Source organism: Usitatibacter palustris (assembly GCF_013003985.1).
In the GTDB taxonomy this organism is placed as follows: Bacteria; Pseudomonadota; Gammaproteobacteria; order Burkholderiales; family Usitatibacteraceae; genus Usitatibacter; species Usitatibacter palustris.
Genome location: NZ_CP053073.1, coordinates 1,498,123 through 1,513,718, shown reverse-complemented (window position 1 = coordinate 1,513,718; position 15,596 = coordinate 1,498,123). Strand labels below are relative to the sequence as shown.

16 protein-coding genes are annotated in these 15,596 nt (G+C 66.3%); 4 read left to right on the top strand and 12 right to left on the bottom strand.

All coding sequences use genetic code 11. The annotated features are described in order from the left end of the window. Positions 1-23 precede the first annotated feature (23 nt). Positions 24-1,397 carry a cysteine--tRNA ligase gene (cysS, locus tag DSM104440_RS07640; protein ID WP_171161424.1) on the bottom strand — a complete coding sequence of 458 codons (1,374 nt, stop codon included), beginning with the start codon at positions 1,395-1,397 and terminating at the stop codon, positions 24-26. 245 nt (positions 1,398-1,642) lie between these two features. On the opposite strand from cysS, the gene DSM104440_RS07635 reads away from it, so the two are divergent. The 4 genes from DSM104440_RS07635 to DSM104440_RS07620 all read left to right on the top strand — a co-directional run bounded on the left by DSM104440_RS07635 (position 1,643) and on the right by DSM104440_RS07620 (position 5,274). Then, a complete protein-coding gene (locus tag DSM104440_RS07635; protein WP_171161423.1) occupies positions 1,643-2,731 on the top strand; it encodes a L,D-transpeptidase Cds6 family protein in 1,089 nt (362 codons plus the stop codon). Next, on the top strand, positions 2,698-3,912 hold the full coding sequence (locus DSM104440_RS07630; RefSeq protein ID WP_212758260.1) for a L,D-transpeptidase family protein: 1,215 nt from the start codon (positions 2,698-2,700) through the stop codon (positions 3,910-3,912). The genes DSM104440_RS07635 and DSM104440_RS07630 overlap by 34 nt, the downstream gene beginning before the upstream one ends. 154 nt (positions 3,913-4,066) lie before the next feature. Next, a complete protein-coding gene (locus DSM104440_RS07625) occupies positions 4,067-4,555 on the top strand; it encodes a peptidylprolyl isomerase (protein WP_246212149.1) in 489 nt (162 codons plus the stop codon). Beyond that, positions 4,546-5,274 (top strand): UDP-2,3-diacylglucosamine diphosphatase, encoded by a 729-nt coding sequence (locus DSM104440_RS07620; protein WP_171161420.1) that lies wholly within the window; start codon positions 4,546-4,548, stop codon positions 5,272-5,274. Before DSM104440_RS07625 ends, DSM104440_RS07620 begins: the two co-directional genes overlap by 10 nt. On the opposite strand, the gene DSM104440_RS07615 is transcribed toward DSM104440_RS07620, so the two are convergent. From DSM104440_RS07615 to DSM104440_RS07565, 11 genes are read right to left on the bottom strand one after another with little or no spacing between them, the layout of a single operon-like run. After that, entirely contained in the window at positions 5,229-6,158 is a 930-nt protein-coding gene (locus tag DSM104440_RS07615; RefSeq protein ID WP_171161419.1) for a patatin-like phospholipase family protein, read from the bottom strand. The two genes, DSM104440_RS07620 and DSM104440_RS07615, sit on opposite strands and share 46 nt — an antisense overlap. After that, complete coding sequence (locus DSM104440_RS07610; protein ID WP_171161418.1) at positions 6,155-6,631, bottom strand: DUF4124 domain-containing protein; 477 nt, start codon at positions 6,629-6,631, stop codon at positions 6,155-6,157. Before DSM104440_RS07610 ends, DSM104440_RS07615 begins: the two co-directional genes overlap by 4 nt. Before the next feature lie 8 nt (positions 6,632-6,639). Further along, the gene (locus DSM104440_RS07605; RefSeq protein ID WP_171161417.1) at positions 6,640-7,470 is read right to left on the bottom strand and encodes a dimethylarginine dimethylaminohydrolase family protein; all 831 of its coding nucleotides are present in this window, start codon (positions 7,468-7,470) and stop codon (positions 6,640-6,642) included. A gap of 3 nt (positions 7,471-7,473) precedes the next feature. Beyond that, positions 7,474-8,646, bottom strand: coding sequence for an O-succinylhomoserine sulfhydrylase (locus DSM104440_RS07600; RefSeq protein ID WP_171161416.1), 1,173 nt, complete (start codon positions 8,644-8,646; stop codon positions 7,474-7,476). 4 nt (positions 8,647-8,650) lie between these two features. After that, positions 8,651-10,171: an amidophosphoribosyltransferase gene (purF, locus tag DSM104440_RS07595; RefSeq protein WP_171161415.1), complete on the bottom strand. Its 1,521-nt coding sequence runs from the start codon at positions 10,169-10,171 to the stop codon at positions 8,651-8,653. A gap of 19 nt (positions 10,172-10,190) precedes the next feature. Next, the gene (locus DSM104440_RS07590) at positions 10,191-10,853 is read right to left on the bottom strand and encodes an SPOR domain-containing protein (RefSeq protein WP_171161414.1); all 663 of its coding nucleotides are present in this window, start codon (positions 10,851-10,853) and stop codon (positions 10,191-10,193) included. A 17-nt stretch (positions 10,854-10,870) separates the two neighbouring features. After that, positions 10,871-12,127, bottom strand: a complete 1,257-nt coding sequence (gene folC, locus DSM104440_RS07585) for a bifunctional tetrahydrofolate synthase/dihydrofolate synthase (RefSeq protein ID WP_171161413.1) — start codon at positions 12,125-12,127, stop codon at positions 10,871-10,873. A gap of 5 nt (positions 12,128-12,132) precedes the next feature. Next, entirely contained in the window at positions 12,133-13,002 is an 870-nt protein-coding gene (gene accD / locus DSM104440_RS07580) for an acetyl-CoA carboxylase, carboxyltransferase subunit beta (RefSeq protein WP_171161412.1), read from the bottom strand. After that, positions 12,999-13,811, bottom strand: coding sequence for a tryptophan synthase subunit alpha (gene trpA / locus DSM104440_RS07575; protein WP_171161411.1), 813 nt, complete (start codon positions 13,809-13,811; stop codon positions 12,999-13,001). Before trpA ends, accD begins: the two co-directional genes overlap by 4 nt. Continuing rightward, positions 13,808-15,007: a tryptophan synthase subunit beta gene (gene trpB, locus DSM104440_RS07570; protein WP_171161410.1), complete on the bottom strand. Its 1,200-nt coding sequence runs from the start codon at positions 15,005-15,007 to the stop codon at positions 13,808-13,810. The genes trpA and trpB overlap by 4 nt, the downstream gene beginning before the upstream one ends. After that, the gene (locus DSM104440_RS07565) at positions 15,004-15,570 is read right to left on the bottom strand and encodes a phosphoribosylanthranilate isomerase (RefSeq protein ID WP_425509653.1); all 567 of its coding nucleotides are present in this window, start codon (positions 15,568-15,570) and stop codon (positions 15,004-15,006) included. The genes trpB and DSM104440_RS07565 overlap by 4 nt, the downstream gene beginning before the upstream one ends. Between the last annotated feature and the right edge of the window lie 26 nt (positions 15,571-15,596).

The following is a 15,596-nucleotide window of genomic DNA, read 5'->3' as shown; positions in this document are numbered from 1 at the left end:
TCTGCCTTTGACGTTGACCTGCCCTACCGCCGCCGCCACTCGGTGTTGCCGCCGGGCTTGTCCTCGAGGATGACGCCGGCGGCTTCGAGCTCCTTGCGAATCGCGTCGGCCCGGCCGAAATCCTTCGCCGCCTTGGCTGCCTTGCGCTCGGCGATCTTCGCTTCCACATCGAGTTCCACGCCGCCCTTCAGGAACGCGTCCGGGTCGGTCTGGAAGAACCCCAGCGTTGCGCCCAATGCCTTCAGCAGCCCCGCCGCTTCGGCCGACTTCGTGCGATTCACTTCGCCACGCAGCTCGTGCAGCACGGCGAACGCGACGGGCGTGTCGAAGTCGTCGCTCATCGCCGCGCGGAAGCGCGCCGCGAGCGGATGCGACCAGTCGATCGGCGCATTGGCCGGGGCGACTTCGCGCAGCGCCGTGTAGAAACCGAGGAGCGTGTTGCCCGCGTCCTCGAGCGTCTCCCACGTGTAGTTGATCTCGCTGCGGTAGTGGCCGCGCAGCAGGAAGAACCGCACGGTCTCGCCGCCGCGAACGGGATCCAACTTCGCGAGGATCTCGCGCAGCGTGAAGAAGTTGCCCAGCGACTTGGACATCTTCTCGCTGTCCATGTTGAGGAACGCGCCGTGCATCCAGCAGCGGGTGAAGGGTGTGTGCCCCGCGCCTTCGCTCTGCGCGATTTCGTTCTCGTGGTGCGGGAAGGTGAGGTCCACCGCGCCGCCGTGGAGATCCACGGGCGTGCCCAGCTCCGCCGCCGCCATCGCCGAGCATTCGATGTGCCAGCCGGGGCGGCCGTCGCCGTACTTCGAGCTCCACGAGGGCTCACCGGGCTTCGCGGACTTCCACAGTGCGAAGTCGAGCGGGTCCTTCTTGGCGGTCTCGACCGCAACGCGCTCGCCCGCGCGCAGGTCATCCAGGTTGCGGCGCGAGAGCTTGCCGTAGCCGGGGAAATCGCGAACCGAGAAGTACACGTCGCCGTTGGGCGCGCGATACGCGAGGCCCTTCGTCTCGAGGGTCTCGATGAGCCCCAGCATTGCGTCCACGTACTTCGTCGCGCGCGGCTCGCGGTCGGGCGCCAGCAACTTCAGGCGCGCGCAATCCTCGTTGAACGCGGCGGCCATCGATTCGGCGAGTTCACGGAAGGGAATGCCGCGCTCGTTGGCCCGGTCGATGATCTTGTCGTCGATGTCGGTGACGTTGCGCACGTACGTGACATCGAGGCCCACGGTGCGCAGCCAGCGCGCCACCATGTCGAACGTCGTGAACGTGCGCGCATTGCCGATGTGGATGTAGTCGTAGACGGTCGGGCCGCACACGTAGAGGCCGGCCTTGCCGGCCACGTGGGGAACGAAGCGCTCTTTGGCGCGCGTGAGGGTGTTGTAGATGGTCAGTTCGGACATGGGAATGGCTCGGCGCTCGGGCGGCGCGGCATCATCGACGTTGGAAGGACGCGGCGGGGTTCCGCCGGACGTTCAGGACCGAAGCTGGGAACAACAACCAAAAGCCCGTGCCCAAGCGCACGACGCACGCCAGAAGGCGCCGGTGCGGCCATCGAGGGGCGCGGGTGTCGAGGTGAGCCGCATTGTGAAGCCCCCCCAAGGTTGGTAGAATGTGTTTCCCATTAAATTCAACAAATTATAACACGATGCTGCAGCGCAACTCGATGAGGAAAGCACTCGCGAAGGCCCTCGCCGGGGTGTTTTTTTGCGGTGCCGCCGTTGCCTATGCCGCGCCCGCCGATGACCTCAAGGACGCGCAGAAACTCTACACGCAAGGCCGCCTCGCCCCGTCGCTCGAGAAAGTCGACGGCTACCTGAAGGCGCAGCCGCGTGATCCGCAGGGCCGATTCCTCAAGGGCCTCATCCTCACCGAGCAGAAGAAGACCAGCGAAGCGATCCAGGTCTTCACCGGACTCACCGAGGATTACCCCGAGCTCCCCGAGCCGTACAACAACCTCGCCGTGCTCTACGCATCGCAGGGCAACTACGACAAGGCGAAGAGCGCGCTCGAGCTCGCGATCCACACGCACCCGAGCTACGCCACCGCGCACGAGAACCTCGGCGACATCTACGCGCAGCTCGCAAGCCGCGCCTACGATCGTGCCCTCGCCCTCGACAAGAACAACGCCGCGGCGCAAGTGAAGCTCTCGATGGTGAAGGACCTCTTCAGCTCGCAGAAGGTCGCGACGGCTGCCACGAAGCCCGCACCGACGAAGACCGCCGAGCCCAAGGCCGCCGAACCCGTGAAGCCTGCGCCGAGCGAACCTTCGAAACAGGAACCGCCTCCGAAGGTCGCGACGACCACGCCGAAGACCGAACCCACGAAGGCGGAGAAGCCCAAAGCCGAACCGGCCAAGGCCGCCCCGACGAAGCCCGCGCCGAGCGCCGGCGACGAGACCAACGCGCAAGTCGCCGCGGCCGTCACCGCGTGGGCCAAGGCCTGGAGCTCCAAGGACGTGGCGGGCTACCTCGCGGCCTATGCGCCGGACTTCGAGACGCCCAACGGCGAAGCGCGCGCGGCCTGGGAGAAAACCCGCACCGAACGCATCGAGGCGCCCAAGTCGATTGAGGTCGGCGTCACGATGAAGTCGATCAAGGTCTCGGGCAATGAAGCCACGGCGGTCTTCCGCCAGGCTTATCGCTCCGATGCCATGAAGAGCAACAACACGAAGACGCTGAAGCTCGTGAAGGTCGGAGACAAATGGCTCATCAAGCAGGAGCGCACGGGCGGGTGAAACGCGCGTTCTTTGCTGCACTCGCCCTCGCCGCGTGTCCGTCGTTTGCGGATGGCGATGGCGACGGCTCCGCCGGCGTTTTCTCGTTCTCCAATGACGTCGAGGGTTCGCTGGTGCGCGCCATCGTCGGCCTGCGCGAAAGCGGCCTGCGCCAGGCCATGGGCGAGATCGACGAAGTGCTCCTCCGCAATCCCAATTTCCGCCTCGGTCACTTGATTCGCGGCGACCTCCTGATGGCCCGCGCGGGCCAGCCCGTGGCCTTCGGCGCGACGGCCACCTCGGCGAGCATGGCGCCCCTGCAGGATGAAGCGCGCGTGCGCCTGCAGCGCTATCTCGACGCGCCGAACATCGAGCACCTGCCCGCACCCCTGCTGCAGCTCTCACCTTCGCAGCCGCACGCGATCCTCGTCGACACCACGCGCTCGCGCCTCTTCATCTACGCGAACGACAACGGCCGGCCGAAGTACGTGACCGACTTCTACATCAGCCTCGGCAAGAACGGCGACGAGAAGCGGCGCGAAGGCGACCAGAAGACCCCGATCGGCGTCTACACGATCGTCTCGTCCAAGGAAAAGCTGCCCGACTTCTACGGCACCGGCGCCTATCCGATCAGCTACCCGAACGAGTGGGACAAGCGCAACGGCCGCAACGGGCATGGCATCTGGCTGCACGGCACGCCCTCGGAAACGTACAGCCGCCCGCCCTTCGCGACCGACGGCTGCGTGGTCCTCACCAACGACGACTTCAATCGCCTCGCGCGCTACGTCGACGTCGGCCGCACGCCCGTCGTCATCGGCCGCAAGATCACCTGGCGCGAACCCGCGAGCTGGGAGAACGACCGCAAGGAGTTCCTCAACGCGTTCGGCCAGTGGCGCACCGATTGGGAAAGCCGCGACACCGACAAGTACCTCGCCCACTACGGCAAGGAGTTCGAGCCGGGGACAAAGAGCCGCGAAGCCTGGAGCGCGCAGAAGCGCAAGGTGAATGCCGGCAAGTCCTGGATCAAGGTCGGCGTCGCGCAGATGAGCCTGTTCGCCTATCCGGGCGCGGGCCCCATGATGATGGTGACCTTCGAGCAGGACTATCGCTCGAACAACCTGTCCAACAAGACCCTGAAGCGCCAGTACTGGGCCAAAGAGGGCGACCGCTGGCGCATCGTCCACGAATCCGTCGTTTCCTAAGAGGTCCTCCATGCAATTCGCTCGTCGCAACACCCTCGCCACGCTCGTGGCACTCGCCGCACTCGCGCCGCTCGCCGCGTTCTCGCAGGCCAAGGCCGATCCCGCAAAAACCGCCGCCGCGTCCTGCAGCGCAAAGTTGAAAGGAACTGATCCGATGAAAGTCAAATTCACCACCTCGATGGGCGCATTCACCATCGAGCTCGACAAGGCCAAGGCCCCGATCTCCGCCGAGAACTTCGTGAAGTACGTCGAGTCCGGCCACTACAACGGCACGATCTTCCACCGCGTCATGGACAACTTCATGATCCAGGGTGGCGGCTTCACCAAGGACATGGCGCAGAAGCCCACGCAGCCGCCGATCAAGAACGAGGCCCCCAATGGCCTGAAGAACGACGAGTACACCGTCGCGATGGCGCGCACCAACGTGGTCGACTCGGCCACCGCCCAGTTCTTCGTCAACGTGAAGCAGAACGACTTCCTGAACCACGCGGGCCCGAGCAACTTCGGCTACGCGGTGTTCGGCAAGGTGGTCGACGGCAAGGACACGATCGACAAGATCAAGAAGGTGCCCACCGGCAACGCCGGCGGCCACCAGAACGTCCCGACCACGCCCGTGGTCATCGAGAAGGCTGAGTGCATCTGAGCGGTCGCACGCTCTTCATCTCGGATCTTCACCTCGACGAGTCGCGGCCGGAAATGGCCGCGGCTTTCGAGGGCTTCCTCTCCAAGGAAGCGCGCAGCGCCGATGCGCTCTACATCCTCGGCGACCTCTTCGAATTCTGGGCGGGCGACGACAGCCTCGCGCTCCCCTTCCAGGCCCGCATGGCCGACGCGCTCCGCGACACCGCCGCGCGCATTCCCACGGCGTTCATGCACGGCAACCGCGACTTCCTCGTGAACGGGCCCTTCTCGCGTGAGACGGGGGTCCGCATGCTCGACGACCCTTCACAGGTGGATCTGTACGGAACGCGCGCGGTGCTGCTGCACGGCGACACGCTCTGCACGGACGACACCGAGTACCAGGCGTTTCGCGCGAAGGTGCGCGACCGCGAATGGCAGCGCGCCACACTTTCTCGTCCGCTCGCCGAGCGCGTCGCGCTGGCGAAGTCGTATCGCGAGGGCAGCGAAGCCGCGAAGCGCGGGAAATCCATGGAGATCATGGACGTCGCCCCGGCCGCGGTGGAGAAAGCCTTCGCCGACTCGGGCTGCGACCTGATGATCCACGGCCACACGCATCGGCCCGCGCGCCACGTGCATCGCGTAGGCGGACGTGAATGCATTCGCTGGGTGCTTTCTGACTGGTACGACCGCGGAAGCTACCTCGAGGCCACGCCCTCGGGACTGCGCGCCGTCACCCTCTGAGCGCCAAGCGCCGCGCGGATCTCGGGCATCTTCGCTCGCGTGTAGGCTTCGGCGAGCGCGATCACGCGGCGGCGATACGCTTCGTCGTGACCCGCGTAGTAGCCGATGTTCGGGTGCAGCAGGATGTCGGCATCCTTCGCTTCCAGCGCCACCAGCTTCGCGCGCTTCGCATCCTTGTTCACCCATTCGGCCGGCGCTCCGGCGGGCGTGTCCTTCTCGTAGGCGGAGACATCGATCGCGATCACGATGCGCGCGCCGAGCTTCCGGGCTGCGCGAATCGGCACCGGGCTCGCTTCGTCGCCATCGACGTACGCTTCACCGCCGATGCGCACCGACTCGAACCTCCCGGGAGTCGCTCCCGAAGCGCGCACCGCGAGGCCCGTGTCGCCGCGGTTGAAGAGCACGAGCTCGCCATCACGGGCGCGCGTCGCGACGGCAACGAACGGTGTCTTGAGGCGCTCGATGGGTACGTTGGCCACGCGCGAGTTCACGAAATTCTGGATGGTGCGGCCCGTCGCCGGGCCTCCCGTGACGAAGCCCACCTCGAAGAAGTCGAGCACGCTGATCTCCATGGCAAGCTGCTCGAGCGCCTTCGCCTGCATTCCCGATGCGTAGAGCGCTCCCACCATGGCGCCCACGCTGGAGCCCACCACGAGGTCGGGCTTGATGCCTTCGGCCTCGAGCACCTTGAGCACGCCGATGTGGGCGAAGCCGCGCGGGCCGCCGGAGCCGAACACCAGGGCGATTTGCGGCGCAGCACCGGGGGCGGGCTCGAAGCGCGGCAGGCGCTCGGCGGGGATATCGGAATCGCCGAGATTGCAGGCCGCGAACAGGCTGGCGACAAGGAGTGCAGCGGCCCGTACCCACGGCGAGAAACGCATCATCGCGCGCAGTTTTCCTTCTCGCGCTTTTCTTCCTTGGCGATCTCGCTCGCGCGCCCACCCTCGTCGAGGTAGCTGCGATTGCCTTGTTCATCCTTCGTGTACACGGGCACGGGTGTGCGCAGGATCTCGAGGCGCTTGCGGGCGTTCTCGCAGATCTTCTCGCGCTCCGCGGCTTCTTCCTCGCGCTGCTTGAAGGAGCGCTCGGCTTCGTCGCGCTTCGCCTGGCGCTTGCGGAATTCGGCTTCCTGCTCCGACACGGTCTTCGGCGGCGCGGCGTCGGGCGCGGGCGTGGCCGCAGCGGCGCCCTTCGGCGCGGAGGGAACGGCGACTGGCGTGGCCTTCACGCCCTCGGGCGGTTTCTCGCCGTAGTGGACGCGTCCGTCCTTGTCGGTCCATTTGTAGACCTGCGAGTGCGCGACCGGGGCCGCGAGCGCAAGTGCGATGGCGATGACCAGCGTCCTCGTAAGGCTCATGGGACCTCCTAGGCTGGGGCGGGCTCGTCCAGGCGCAGCGTCAGGCACTTGGCCGATCCGCCCGCCTTCATGAATTCGGTGAGCGGCGTCTGCACGACGTCGTAGCCCTTGGCGCCGAGGTCCGCGACAAACGCCGCCGATGCGCGATTGACCACGAGGGTCTTGCCCGCGTTCACGGCGTTGCAGGCGAATGCCAGGGCATCCTCCTCGCTGATCGCGATGCGCTTGGCGGCCGGGATGCGCTTCTCGATGGTCTTCTGCGATGCGGCATCGAAGGCCGGCGGGTAGTAGATGAAGTTGCCGCCTTCGAGCGCGCAGAAGCACGTGTCGAGATGGTAGAAGCGCTGGTCGGTGAGCTTGAGCGGCACGACCTCGGTATCGAAGCACTTCTCGATCTTCGCCTTCGAGGCGAGCACCGAGCGATGCCCGTAGGCCATCCACAGGCGGTTGCCGCCGCGATCGAACAGCGCATCGCCCGCGCCCTCGAAGGGCATGTCGCGCGGCATGAGCGTGACATCAAAGCCGCGGTCCATGAACCAGTCGGCGAAGTACGGCTCTTCGGCCTGGCGCTCGGGATAGCGGAAGCGCGAGACGAGGAAGGTGTTGCCGCGCAGCAGGCCCGCGTTGGCCGTGAACACCATGTCCGGCGTGCCGGGCTGCGGAAGCACGAGGCGCACCGTGGCGAGATCGCAGAGCACGTCGTAGAGCGAGCGCCATTGCTTCTTGGCGAGCGCGTTGTCGATCTTGCGGACGTTTCCGTGCATCCACGGATTGATGATGTACGAGACGTCGAAGAACTCCGGCGGGCACATCAGGAACACGTGGCGCGTGCGCTGCATTGCTTAAGAAAGTCCCCGCTCCAGGTCCGCGCAGACGTCGGCGGGATTCTCGAGTCCGACCGCGAGCCGGATCATGCCCTCGCCGATGCCGGCCGCTTCGCGCTCCGCGGGCGTGAGCCGCGCGTGCGTCGTGGTGGCGGGATGGCAGATCGTGCTCTTCACGTCGCCGAAGTTCGCGGTGATGGAAATCAGCTTCACCGCATCGATGATCTTCCACGCCGCTTCGCGGCCGCCCCGGGCGACGAACGAAAGCACCGCGCCGCCCGCCGACTGCTGGCGCTTGGCGAGCGCGTGCTGCGGATGCGATTTCAATCCGGGATAGATCACGCGCTGCACGCCCTTGTGGGCTTCGAGCCAGCGCGCGACTTCGAGCGCATTGGCCGACTGCGCCTGCATGCGGATGCCGAGTGTCTCCATGCCCTTCAGGCACACCCATGCGTTGAACGGGGAAATGGCCGGGCCTGCGGTGCGCACGAATTGATAGAGCGGACCGCTGACAAGGTCCTTGCGGCCGGCAATCGCGCCCGCGAGGACGCGGCCCTGGCCGTCCAAGTACTTGGTAGCCGAGTGGATCACGAGGTCGGCGCCGAACTTGATCGGTTGCTGCAGCGCCGGCGAGCACACGGCGTTGTCCACGGCGAGGATCGCACCGGACTTCTTCGCGAGTGTTGCGAGTGCCGCGATGTCGGCGATCTCGAGCGCGGGATTCGACGGCGACTCCACGAAGAAGAGCTTGGTGTTCGGGCGAACCGCCTTCACCCACGCGTCGGCGTCGCGGGGATCGACCCATGTGGTTTCGACGTTGAACTTGGACAGGATCTGGTCGAAGAGCGGCACGACGGTCCCGAACACGCCGCGTGCGGCAATCATGTGATCGCCCGCCTTCAGCAACCCGAAGACCGTGGTCGCCACCGCCGCCATGCCGGTCGATGTCGCGACACACGCCTCCGCGCCTTCGAGCGCGGCGAGGCGGTCCTGGAACATCGTGACCGTGGGATTGGTGAAACGCGAATAGATGTAGCCGGGCTCTTCGTTCGCGAACTTGCGCGCGGCCTCGGCGGCACTCTTGTAGACGAAGCTCGTGGAGAGGACGAGCGCTTCCGAGTGCTCCTGGAAATCGCTGCGGATTCCCCCGGCTCGCACCCCCAGGGTGTCGGGCTTGTGGTCGGATGCCATGGGACTAGTCGACGGTGGAGAGGCCGAGGTCGAGCTGGTAGCTCGACAGCCGCGTCTGCGACTCGCCGTCGGCGCGCGAGGCCTCGATGGAGGCGAGGTACGACTCCGAGACGTCGCCCGTGATGTAGTTGCCGTCGAAGCACGAGCAATCGAAGCGCTCGATCGCCGGGTTGCAGGTGCGCACGGCTTCGATGAGGGCGTCGAGCTCCTGGTAGATCACGGCGTCCGCACCGATCGCCTCGGCGATCTGCGCTTCGTCGCGGCCGTTGGCGATGAGCTCCGCGCGCGAGGGCATGTCGATGCCGTACACGTTCGGGAAGCGAACGGGCGGCGCGGCGGAGGCGAAGAACACCTTGTTGGCGCCGCTCTCGCGCGCCATCGACACGATCTCGCGGCTGGTGGTGCCACGCACGATCGAATCATCGACGAGCAGCACGTTCTTGCCGCGGAACTCGATCGCCATCGCGTTCAGCTTCTGGCGCACGCTGCGCCGGCGCAGCTCCTGGCCGGGCATGATGAACGTGCGGCCGATGTAGCGGTTCTTGATGAAGCCTTCGCGGTACGGCTTCTTCAGCTTCGCGGCGACTTCGAGCGCGCTCGGGCGGCTGGAATCGGGAATCGGAATGACGACGTCGATCTCGTCGCGCAAGCCCAGCGACTTGATCTTGTCGGCGAGGCTTTTGCCCATGTTGCGGCGGCTCTCGTAGACCGAGATGCCGTCGATCACGGAGTCGGGCCGCGCGAGGTACACGTATTCGAAGATGCACGGGTTGAGCTGCGTCTTCTCGGCGCAGATGCGCGCGTGGAAGTTGCCGCTCTCGTCGATGAGGATCGCTTCGCCGGGTGCGACGTCGCGCATCACCTTGAAGTTCATCGTGTCGAGCGCGACGCTTTCGGAGGCGACCATGAACTCCACGCCCTTCTCCGTATCCGCGCGGCCGATGATCAGCGGGCGGATGCCGAAGGGATCGCGGAAGGCGAGCAGGCCGTAGCCGGCGATCATCGCGACCACCGCGTAGGCGCCCTTCACTCGGCGATGCACGCCGGAGACCGCCTTGAAGATCATGTCCGGGTCGAGGCGCGGGCTGCCCTGCGAGGCGTCCGTGATCTCGTGCGCGAGGACGTTCAGCAGCACCTCGGAATCGGAATTCGTGTTGACGTGGCGCCGATCCTCGGCGAAGAGCTCGTTGCGCAGCTGGTCGGAATTCACGAGGTTGCCGTTGTGCCCGAGCGTGATGCCGAAGGGCGAGTTCACGTAGAACGGCTGCGATTCGGCGACCGACGAGGCGCTGCCCGCGGTGGGATAGCGGCAGTGGCCGATGCCCATGTGGCCCACGAGGTTGCGCATGTCGCGCGTGCGGAACACGTCGCGCACGAGACCGCCGCCTTTGTGCATGTGGAAGCTGTGGCCCTCGGCCGTGACCAGGCCCGCGGCATCCTGTCCACGATGCTGCAGGACCGTCAGCCCGTCGTAGATGATCTGGTTGACGGGGCTGCGCGCGACGACTCCGATGATGGCGCACATGGCTAGAGTGTAGGCGCTTTCATGGCAGCGGGACGACCTTGCCTTCGAGGCCCGCGGCTGCAACTGCGACCTGCGCCTTCTCGGCTGCTTCCCTGGTGGGGTATGGACCCGCGCGCAGGCGCGTGAGCCCGCTCGAAGGAATGCGTTCGGTGAAATGCGTGATCTTCGCGGCGGCGAGCTTGGCGCGCGCCTGCTTGAGCTTCTCTTCGTCGCCGAAGGCGCCTACTTGCACCGCGAAGCCTTCGAGCTTCGGAGCGACAGCAGGCGGAGCGGCAGCAGCTACAGGTGCTGCGGGAGGCGGCGCAGCGGCAGCGACGCTCGCCGGCGCAGGGGCGGGAATCGACGAAGGCTTCGAATTGAGGACCTTGGACTCGACGGGCTTCACTGCGGCGGTGGCGGGCGCGGGCTTGGGAGCCTCGACAGGCTTGGTCTCCGCAGGCTTCGTTTCCGCAGCCTTGGGCGCTTCAGCTGCGGCCTTTGCGGGCGTCGGCGCCGGGAGAGGTGCTACTGCGTCCTTGGAGGGAATCGTGAGCGCGGGTTCCTTGCGTTCGCGATTGGGCTCGGGGTCGAGGACCATCGGAACGAAGACCACGGCGAGGAGGACGATCGCGACAGCGCCTATGAGCCGCTGGCGGCCCTTGCGTCGCACTTCGAGCTGTTCAGCGGTCGGGGTTTCCGACATGGCGCGGGGTCTCCGGGCTAACGCGATGCTTCCAGCGCTTCGGCCACGGTATAGAACGATCCAAAGACGCAAATTCTATCATTGGGGGCTGCCTCCCGACGCGCCGCGTCGAGTGCCTGGGCTACCGTGGCAAACGAGCGCGTTACTCCCGCATATCCCCTCGCCGCGAGGGCCTCCGTGAGCTGCGTGGCGCTCGCCGCACGGTCGCTCGCGACACTCGCCACGAACCACTCGTCGATGCGTCCCTTGAGCGCGTCGATGACCGCACCGATGTCCTTGTCGGCGAGCATCGCGAAGACGGCGATGGTCCGCGGGTAGAAGCCCATGTCGAGGAGACCGTCGGCGAGCGAGCGCGCCGCGTGCGGGTTGTGCGCCACGTCGAGTACCACCGCGGGCTGGCCGGGCAGCACCTGAAGGCGGCCCGTGAGGCGGACGAGAGTCAGGCCGCGCTTGATCTCGCCCAGCGACACCGGGAGACGGTCGGCGACTTCATCGAGGGCCGCGATCGCGCAGGAGGCGTTCTTCAACTGCCAGGTGCCGCGAAGTGCGGGCACCGGAAGCGCGTGCTTCTTGCTCCTCCGCCCTCGGAACTCCCACTGCCGCTCCTGCAGCGCGAAGCCGAAATCGCGGCCGAGGATCTGCAGGTCCGCGCCGATCGCCTGCGCGTGCTTCACGAGCGATTCGGGCGGACCCACGTCGCCGAAGAGCGCGGGCCGGCCCTTGCGGAAGATGCCCGCCTTCTCCGCGCCGATTGCTTCCCGCGTGTTGCCGAGAAAGGCCTGGTGATCGAGATCCACGCTGGTGACGATCGCAACGTCCGCATCGATGATGTTCACCGCGTCGAGGCGCCCTCCGAGACCCACCTCGAGGATCGCGCAATCGACGTTGCGCTCGTTGAAGAGCCACAGCGCCGCGAGCGTTCCGTATTCGAAGTACGTGAGCTGTGTGCTGCCGCGCGCCGCCTCGACGCGCTCGAAGCTTTCCACGAGCGGCGCATCGGCCACGTCCTCGCCCTGCAGGCGGACGCGCTCGTTGTAGCGGATGAGATGCGGCGAGGTGTAGCAGCCGACCTTGTAGCCGCACTCGAGAAGGATTCGCTCGAGGAAAGCACACGTAGAACCCTTGCCGTTGGTGCCACCGACAGTGATCGCAACCTTGGGCGGCTTGAGCTGCATGCGCCCGGCGACCTCACGGACGCGGTCGAGCCCCAGCGCGATGGCCGAGGGATGCTGCGCGGAGATGTAGGCGAGCCAGTCGTCGAGCGAGCGCTGCAACGGCTTCAGGCCCCCGGGGCGGGCTCGCGCTTGAGGAGCGTGCACATGCGCGCGATCTTCTCGCGCAACTGGCGGCGGTCGACGATCATGTCGATGGCACCCTTCTCCAGCAGGAATTCCGAGCGCTGGAAGCCTTCGGGCAGCGTCTCGCGCACCGTCTGCTCGATGACGCGCGGCCCGGCGAAGCCGATGAGGGCACCCGGTTCGGCAATCACGACGTCGCCGATGAACGCGAAGCTCGCGGAGACACCGCCCATCGTGGGATCGGTGAGCACCGAGACGAACGGCTGGCGCACCGCGGAGAGTTGGTGCAGCGAGGTCGTGGTCTTGGCCATCTGCATGAGCGAAAGGAGGCCTTCCTGCATGCGCGCGCCACCGGTAGCGGTGAAGCACACGAACGGCACGCGCTCGTCGCAACACGCCTGCACCGCGCGCACGAATCGCTCGCCCACCACGGAGCCCATGGAGCCGCCCAGGAATCCGAACTCGAACACCGCGGCGACCAGCGGCACGTTCAGCACCGAGCCTTGCATGACGACCAGTGCATCGGTCTCGCCCGTTTCGCGCTCAGCCTCTTCGAGGCGATCGATGTACTTGCGCGAATCCTTGAACTTGAGCGCATCGACCGGCAGCACTTCGGAGCCGAACTCCGCGCGGCCTTCGGGATCGAGGAAGAGATCGAGACGCTGGCGCGCGGAGAGGCGATTGTGGAACGCGCACTTCGGACAGACGTGGAGGTTCTTCTCCAGGTCCGTGAAATAGAGCACCGCTTCGCACGACGGGCACTTGCTCCACAGGCCCTCGGGCACCGCTTTCTTCTCGCGCTGCTCGTCGTGCTTGATCTTCGGGGGGAGGAGCTTCCGGAACCAGCTCATGCGGCCCTCGCGAGGTTGTCGAGCGCGGCGCGGAACTCGCGCACCAGCGCCTGCAGGCGCGGCGCGATGGCGTCCGCCGGAGCGTTCGCGATTTCATCGACAAGGCGGCTGCCGACGACGACGGCATCAGCGAAACCGGCAACGCGAGTCGCCGTCGCAGCGTCACGAATGCCGAAGCCGACACCCACGGGAATCTTCGTCTGCTTGCGGATGCGAGCGATCGCCGCTTCGACGTCGGTCGTGTCGATGTGCGACGCACCCGATACGCCCTTCAACGACACGTAATAGATGTAGCCGCTCGCGATCTTGGCAACGCTCTCGACACGCTTCGGCGTCGACGTCGGAGCGAGCAGGAAAATGGGATCGATGCCCGAGCCTTCGAGTGCCTTCAGGTACTCGGCGCTCTCGTCCGGCGGCGAATCAACGACCAGCACGCCATCCACGCCGGCCTTCTTCGCTTCGCTCACGAATGCGGCGTAGCCCATGTGCTCGATGGGATTCGCGTAGCCCATGAGCACGATCGGCGTCTTGTCGTTGCGCTTGCGGAACGTGGCCACCATGCCGAGGATGTCTTTCAGCCCCACGCCGTGCTTGAGCGCGCGCTCCGAGGAGCGCTGGATCGCGGGACCATCGGCCATGGGATCGGAGAACGGCACGCCGAGTTCAATCACATCGGCGCCACCGGCGACGAGCGCATCCATGATGGCCGGCATCTGCGCGGGCGAAGGATCGCCCGCCGTGACGAAGGGAATCAGCGCGCTGCGCTTCTCCTTGCGCAGGGCTTCGAAGGTCGCGGCGATGCGGCTCAAAGCGTGATTCCCGCCATCTTGGCCACCGTGTGCATGTCCTTGTCACCGCGGCCCGAGAGGTTCACGAGGAGGATCTGGTCCTTCTTCATGGTCGGCGCGATCTTCATCGCATGGGCGATCGCGTGGCTCGACTCGAGCGCCGGGATGATGCCCTCGGTGCGGCACAGCGTGTGGAAGGCATGAAGCGCTTCGTCATCGGTGACGGAAACGTATTGCGCACGGCCCGTGTCGTGCAGCCATGCGTGCTCCGGACCCACGCCCGGATAGTCGAGACCCGCGGAGACCGAATGCGTCTCGGTGATCTGCCCGTTCGCGTCCTGCAAAAGATACGTGCGATTGCCGTGGAGAACGCCCGGCGATCCGGCGGTGATCGAGGCCGCGTGCTTGCCCGTGGAAATGCCCAGGCCGCCCGCCTCCACGCCGATGAGCTTCACTTTCTCATCGGGAATGTACGAGAAGAAGATGCCCATCGCATTCGAGCCGCCGCCCACGCACGCGAGCACGGCATCGGGTTGGCGACCGGCGATGGCGGGCATCTGCGTCACGCACTCCTTGCCGACCACGGAATTGAAATCGCGAACCATCATCGGGTACGGATGCGGTCCCGCGACGGTGCCGATGATGTAGAACGTGTTGCCCACGTTCGTGACCCAGTCGCGCATCGCTTCGTTGAGCGCGTCCTTGAGGGTCTTCGAGCCGCTCTCGACGGGAACGACCGTCGCACCGAGCAGCTTCATGCGGTGCACGTTCTGCGCCTGGCGCGCGATGTCCTCGCTGCCCATGTACACGACGCATTCCATGCCGTAGCGCGCGGCGACGGTGGCCGAAGCAACACCGTGCTGTCCGGCGCCCGTTTCCGCGATCACGCGGGGCTTGCCCATGCGCCGCGCAAGCAGCGCCTGGCCCACGGTGTTGTTCACCTTGTGCGCGCCCGTGTGATTCAGGTCTTCGCGCTTCAAGTAGATCTGCGCGCCGCCGAGATCCGCCGACAGGCGCTTCGCGTGATAGACGGGGCTGGGACGGCCGACGTAGTGCTCGAGCTCGTCCGCAAGCTCCGCCTGGAAAGCCGGATCTTCGCGCGCGGTCGAATAGGCGATCGTGAGCTCGTCGAGGGCCGCCCGCAGCGTCTCCGCAACGAAGACTCCGCCATAAGTGCCGAAGTGTCCGGCGGCGTCCGGGAGGTCGTAGGGTTTCACGCTCGCGCGCTCCGAATGAATGCGGTGATCTTCGCGGGGTCTTTGACTCCCCGTTCGCTTTCCACGCCGCTCGAGACATCCACGGCCCAGGGCCCGACTTCCCGGATCGCGCGGCCGACGTTGGCAGCGTCGAGTCCGCCCGAGAGGATCACGGGGCGCGACAGGTTGCGTGGGATGCGCGACCAGTCGAATGCTCGCCCGGTACCGCCTTTTTCTCCGGGCACATGCGCATCGAGCAACAGCGCTTTCGCTCGGGAGAACATACGCGCACATTCTACCAAATTGACCCTCTCCTCCATGCGCACCGCGCGCACGTAGGGCTTGCCAAACTGCTCGCAGTAGGAAGGGCTTTCGTCACCGTGGAATTGCAGCAGGTCGAGGGGCACCGCCGCGAGGACTTCACGCACGCGCGCTTCAGGGGCATCGACGAAGAGTCCGACCGCCATCACGAACGGCGGAAGTGCATCGGCGATCTCCGCGGCACGCGCGGGCTCGATCGCACGCGGGCTTGGCGCGTGAAAAACCAGGCCGATCGCATCCGCGCCCTCGGTCGCCGCAAGCAACGCGTGGGCCTTCTCGCGAATGCCGC

Excerpts from the sequence above, each read along its gene's own strand:
- DSM104440_RS07590 (WP_171161414.1), bottom strand. The coding sequence starts at position 10,853 with ATGTCGGAAACCCCGACCGCTGAACAGCTCGAAGTGCGACGCAAGGGC.
- DSM104440_RS07605 (WP_171161417.1), bottom strand. The coding sequence starts at position 7,470 with ATGCAGCGCACGCGCCACGTGTTCCTGATGTGCCCGCCGGAGTTCTTC.
- accD (WP_171161412.1), bottom strand. The coding sequence starts at position 13,002 with ATGAGCTGGTTCCGGAAGCTCCTCCCCCCGAAGATCAAGCACGACGAG.
- DSM104440_RS07630 (WP_212758260.1), top strand. The coding sequence starts at position 2,698 with ATGGCTCATCAAGCAGGAGCGCACGGGCGGGTGAAACGCGCGTTCTTT.
- DSM104440_RS07600 (WP_171161416.1), bottom strand. The coding sequence starts at position 8,646 with ATGGCATCCGACCACAAGCCCGACACCCTGGGGGTGCGAGCCGGGGGA.
- DSM104440_RS07635 (WP_171161423.1), top strand. The coding sequence starts at position 1,643 with ATGCTGCAGCGCAACTCGATGAGGAAAGCACTCGCGAAGGCCCTCGCC.
- DSM104440_RS07625 (WP_246212149.1), top strand. The coding sequence starts at position 4,067 with ATGAAAGTCAAATTCACCACCTCGATGGGCGCATTCACCATCGAGCTC.
- DSM104440_RS07615 (WP_171161419.1), bottom strand. The coding sequence starts at position 6,158 with ATGATGCGTTTCTCGCCGTGGGTACGGGCCGCTGCACTCCTTGTCGCC.
- purF (WP_171161415.1), bottom strand. The coding sequence starts at position 10,171 with ATGTGCGCCATCATCGGAGTCGTCGCGCGCAGCCCCGTCAACCAGATC.
- DSM104440_RS07610 (WP_171161418.1), bottom strand. The coding sequence starts at position 6,631 with ATGAGCCTTACGAGGACGCTGGTCATCGCCATCGCACTTGCGCTCGCG.
- cysS (WP_171161424.1), bottom strand. The coding sequence starts at position 1,397 with ATGTCCGAACTGACCATCTACAACACCCTCACGCGCGCCAAAGAGCGC.